The sequence below is a fragment of the Treponema sp. JC4 genome (genome assembly GCF_000260795.1).
Classification (GTDB): Bacteria; Spirochaetota; Spirochaetia; order Treponematales; family Treponemataceae; genus Treponema_D.
Genome location: NZ_AJGU01000075.1, coordinates 1 through 4,570, shown reverse-complemented (window position 1 = coordinate 4,570; position 4,570 = coordinate 1). Strand labels below are relative to the sequence as shown.

The 4,570-nt window shown below is 40.5% G+C and carries 4 protein-coding genes and 1 pseudogene; all 5 read left to right on the top strand.

Features of this window, described 5'->3' with window-relative positions:
- Positions 1–183 (top strand): annotated as a pseudogene (locus MSI_RS14770) (phosphoribosyltransferase); the annotation flags it as partial.
- A 24-nt stretch (positions 184–207) separates the two neighbouring features.
- Positions 208–2,316, top strand: a complete 2,109-nt coding sequence (locus MSI_RS13025; RefSeq protein WP_009107898.1) for a chitobiase/beta-hexosaminidase C-terminal domain-containing protein — start codon at positions 208–210, stop codon at positions 2,314–2,316.
- Positions 2,306–2,905 (top strand): ribonuclease HII, encoded by a 600-nt coding sequence (locus tag MSI_RS13020; protein WP_009107896.1) that lies wholly within the window; start codon positions 2,306–2,308, stop codon positions 2,903–2,905. Before MSI_RS13025 ends, MSI_RS13020 begins: the two co-directional genes overlap by 11 nt.
- A gap of 21 nt (positions 2,906–2,926) precedes the next feature.
- A complete protein-coding gene (locus MSI_RS13015) occupies positions 2,927–4,045 on the top strand; it encodes a 3-dehydroquinate synthase family protein (RefSeq protein ID WP_009107894.1) in 1,119 nt (372 codons plus the stop codon).
- Positions 4,046–4,056: 11 nt separating this feature from the next.
- Positions 4,057–4,570 (top strand): aminotransferase class V-fold PLP-dependent enzyme (locus MSI_RS13010; RefSeq protein WP_039925011.1); only part of this gene is annotated, 514 nt, incomplete at its 3' end.

Here is a 4,570-nt window from a genome sequence, read left to right as displayed (position 1 = left end):
GGCCATGCAAATCTTCCTATTCAGCCGGATTATTACTGCCGTAAGTTCGAAATCAATAATCCAGATGAAAACCGCTGGATTCACTATGCAAGTCATGAGCTTATCGGGCTTACTGCTGAAGAGCTCGAAACTCATTATTATAAGGATGACCCTGAACTCCGCGATATTCTGGGGCCTTATTAGGAAAATAAAAAAAAGGCAAAGCTGATGAAAAGAAGTATCAGGAAACTTGTATCATGTGTGATTTTTCTCATGTATGCGGCTGGTGTAAATCTTTTTGCAAATATCACTGTGATTAATCCTGCCAAGGGTGTCTGGGCAAATAAGCAGATGCTGGTGCTTGATACTTCTGATCCCGGAGAATACTATTATTCGGTAGACGGCTCAAATCCTGTTAATTTCGGTTTTTTCTATGACCGTCCGGTTCTTATTGATGCTGAAGGGGATGTAAACTTAAAAATATCTCATGTGCATCCCGACGGTTCTGGAGAAAGCATCGAAGTCCGCTATTCTGTAAATCCTGACTCAGCAAAGGATAAGCCTTATTCAGAATTTATTTCAAAATTCTATGATTCCGGAGTCGTAAACTATACTTCGGGCACTGTTTTTTCAATTCCTTCAGAGCTTAATTTTAAGATGAATAATTCCCTTGAATTTATGCGGGGAATGGATTTGTCTATAAGCGAGAAGAACGTACTTTCCCGCTATGTTCCTTGTGTTGTCCGTCCTGCTGAAGGCGGAAAATCCTGGCGCTTTGTAATCAAAACTTTTCCTCATGTTGCAGGTCTGAACAATACCCGTACGGTTCCTGTAAAGATTGAAGACTGGGAAACTATTGTTTTTACAGACAAAAATCTTCTTTATAAAATTGATGATGAATACTGGTCTCTGCCGCTTGAAAACAGGACAATTGACCGTTCCCGTCCTCACATTGTTTCCTGGCAAAGCGTAGATTATCAGAAGGGAAGTGCAATTGATTTTTGTATTCTTCCTGCAAAGCCAAAACTTCAGTCTGTAGTTGAACCTGATGGAACTATCAGTTTTATTATTGCCGGAGATTCCTCTTACACGATGAGCGTAAAGGGAGAAAATAACCGCTATTCAGAGCTTTATTCCCAGCTGGGAGCAGATGTTTTTTACGGCGATAACGCTCAGGGCTCTTTGAAGGTTGGACTTTTTTCAAGTTCAGTTTATCAGGGTGAGCTTTCTGTTGATTATTCTATCGATAAGAGGGCTCCTCAGGCTCCAAAAATCATTTCAGATTTTGAAGGCTTTTATTCACGTCATAACGTAAAGGTTAATATCGAAACTGCTGATAAAAATCAGCTTTTTGTTGCTGTTAGCCGTCCTCTTTTGATTAAGGATGTTACAAAGCTCAATGATGAAGTAATAGAGGCGCTTAAACAGACTTCTGTGGGTAATTTTAAGGAAGTAAAGCCGGCAGGTTTTTCTTATGAATTTACCCCGAATGATGCAGGTGCTCTTTTTTATAAGATTCAGGCCTATTCCCAGAATGAAATTACCACAAGCCAGCTGGTAGAATATTCTTTAATAATTGACTCTTACAATTATTTCTTTGATTCTTCAGCCTCTGGAAAAAATGCAGACGGATCTGCTGCTCATCCTTACAATAATATCAAGGAATGTCTGGAAGATATTAACAAATGTACTTCTGTTCGCCTTAGAATTAAGGGAAGTGCAGACTTCCCGGAAGAAGCTGTCCGCCTGCTTGCCGACTGCGAAATCTTAAATGATGGAAATGCCCTTCTTGTATTTAATAAGGACTCTTCTCTTGAAGTTGATAATGCGGCATTAACCTTGAATAATATCCGCATACAGAAAGAAAATTCTGCTGCCGAGTCAAAAATAGTTCCGCTTTTCTCTCTTAATAACGGAACTCTGGAGTTAAAAAACTGCGAACTTTCTGCAGATTTTTCTAAAAACGGAACAGTCATTGATGCAAGCTCTGGCGTTGTAAAGGTTTTTGACAGCATTGTTTCTGTAAATGCAGTTGCTTATTCTTCCTTTATTTCAAGCCTTAATTCCTATCTGATAATCAAGGATTCTGTGATTAATACCAGCGCCGATACAAGTGTCGTAATTTCCGCAACACAGGGAAATGTTGATTCAATTAATAATCAGCTTAAGGTTTCTGCAAGAACCGGTCGAATAGCAGAACTTTTTGGCGCAAAGGGTGATTTTGAACGCAATGTTTACAAATGCCAGCTTCCAAAAACTCCGGAAGGCTTTGTAATGATTTTTGCAAATAAAGATTCTGTATTAAAAGAACTGGATAATTCAGACTATGCCGACTAAAGTTATTTTACAGGTCGGCTTTGATGAAGCAGGGCGTGGTCCACTTGCAGGTCCTGTTTATGCCGCTGCCGCAATCTTACCTCCTGATTTTTCCACAGATATTTTAAACGACTCAAAAAAGCTTTCAGAAAAAAAACGCCTTGCAGCAGAACTTGTAATAAAAGAAAAGGCCTGCTATGGAATTGCCTTTTGCGATGAAAAAGAGATAGATCAGATTAATATTTTAGAAGCCTCTATGCTTGCAATGAAGAGGGCCTTTAATAAGCTTCTGGAAAAACTTCCTGCCTGGTGCCAGCGTAATAATATTAATTATGAGGATGTAGAACTTTCCGGTATGACAGATGGAAACCGCTGCCCGGAGCTTGAGATTGAATGCCGCTGCGAGCCAAAGGCAGACGGAAAATATCCTCCAGTTATGGCTGCCAGTATCTTAGCCAAAAATGAAAGGGACCGTTTTATGCTTGAAATGGATAAGCTTTACCCTCAGTACGGCTATGCAAAGCATAAGGGCTATCCAACGGCTGCCCACCGCAAAATCTGTCACGAAATCGGAGTTTCCCCAATTCAAAGACTTTCTTTTAAATATTAAAAACGTTAAACTACGTTCAATATGAAAAAAGATACATTTCAAATCTCTTACCCGTCTATTCACGCTGGAACTGAAAAATCAGAAATTACATTTTTGGCAGGAAAACCTGATTTAGTCTCTGTTTATAATCCGGGTGCCCAAGATGCCCCTTGTAAACGATTTTTCGTTACAGATGCAACGGTTGCAAGTCTTGAATGCATGAAGGACTTTACAGAAAAGTTTGATGACGGCGTATGTGGAAATGACTGTCTTTTGATTCTTGGTTCAGGAGAACCTTTTAAAACGGTAGAAAGCGTTCTTTCTATTATAACGGCCGCCCTTGAAGCTGGTTTTTCACGTAAAGACCTCTTTGTAGGAATCGGTGGTGGAGTAATCTGCGACCTTACAGCCTTTGCTGCCTCTGTTTTTAAGCGCGGTGCTGCAGTAGAACTTGTTCCGACAACTCTCCTTGCTATGGTAGATGCTTCAATCGGTGGTAAAACCGGCTGCGACTATCAGACTTACAAAAATATGATTGGTTCCTTCTTCCCTGCAAGAAGACTTTACTACTGGCCGGAGTTTGTTCAGTATCTTCCTGAAAATCAGTATAATTCAGGCCTTGCAGAGGCATTTAAAACAGCCCTTCTTTTTGATAAGGAAATGTACTATATCTTCAAAAATGAAGCTGAAAAGATTAATGCCCGCGACCCAGAGACCCTTCAGACAATTATAAATAAGAGCGTTCGCGCAAAAGCTGCAGTTGTAGAAAAAGATTTTACAGAGCAGGGAATACGCGCAACTTTAAACCTTGGTCATACCTTTGGTCATGCCCTTGAAAGCGTTGCAGGACTGGGAAAAATTACCCATGGGGCTGCCGTTGCCTGGGGAATTGGACGTGCCGTTGCCCTCAGCTTTAAAAAAGAATATTGCCGCGAAGCTTTTATGACAGAGATTTTTGATATTCTTAAGCTCTACGGTTGGGAAACTGCAGCAATTCCTGGTGTTGTTTACGGCGGCGGAATAGGTGAGCGCCTTTTAAACGTAATGCACAAGGATAAAAAGAACCTTACAGAAAAAGTCCGCCTTATCATTCAGAAGGGCTTACAGGATACTGTTATTGAAGAAGTCGCTGATTCTGATATTCTTTCGGTTTTAAAGTAGGCAAAGCAGAAATGACAGATTTTGAGCATTATTTTGACTGGGCCGCAACAAGCCCCAGTGATAAAGATATTCTTAGACAGGCTCTTGAACTTACCCTTGATGACTGGGCTAACCCTTCAAGTACCCATGGGGCCGGAAAAAATGCAAAAGCTCTTCTTGAAAATGCAAGAAATGAAGCAGCCCTTGCTCTTGGAGTAAAGGCAGAAACTGTATTTTTTACTTCCGGCGGTACAGAAAGCGATCATATAGCCCTTCTTTCAGTTTTAAATAAACCTTCAAAAGGTACTGTTCTTATCAGTTCAATTGAACATCCTGCCCTCCGCGAAATGGGGGAGGAAATAAAAAAAGCCGGTTGTAATGTTGAATATATCCCAGCAGATAAAGACGGTGTAATTACCCCTGATGCAGTTACTGCTCTTCTTACAAAAGATACTCTTATGGTCTGCGTAATGGCTGTAAATAATGAAACCGGTGTAATTCAGCCTGTAAAAGAAATTGCTGCAGCAATTCAAAAATGGTCAGAAG

Coding starts and splice junctions, on each gene's coding strand:
- MSI_RS13025 (WP_009107898.1), top strand. CDS start 208: ATGAAAAGAAGTATCAGGAAACTTGTATCATGTGTGATTTTTCTCATG.
- MSI_RS13020 (WP_009107896.1), top strand. CDS start 2,306: ATGCCGACTAAAGTTATTTTACAGGTCGGCTTTGATGAAGCAGGGCGT.
- MSI_RS13015 (WP_009107894.1), top strand. CDS start 2,927: ATGAAAAAAGATACATTTCAAATCTCTTACCCGTCTATTCACGCTGGA.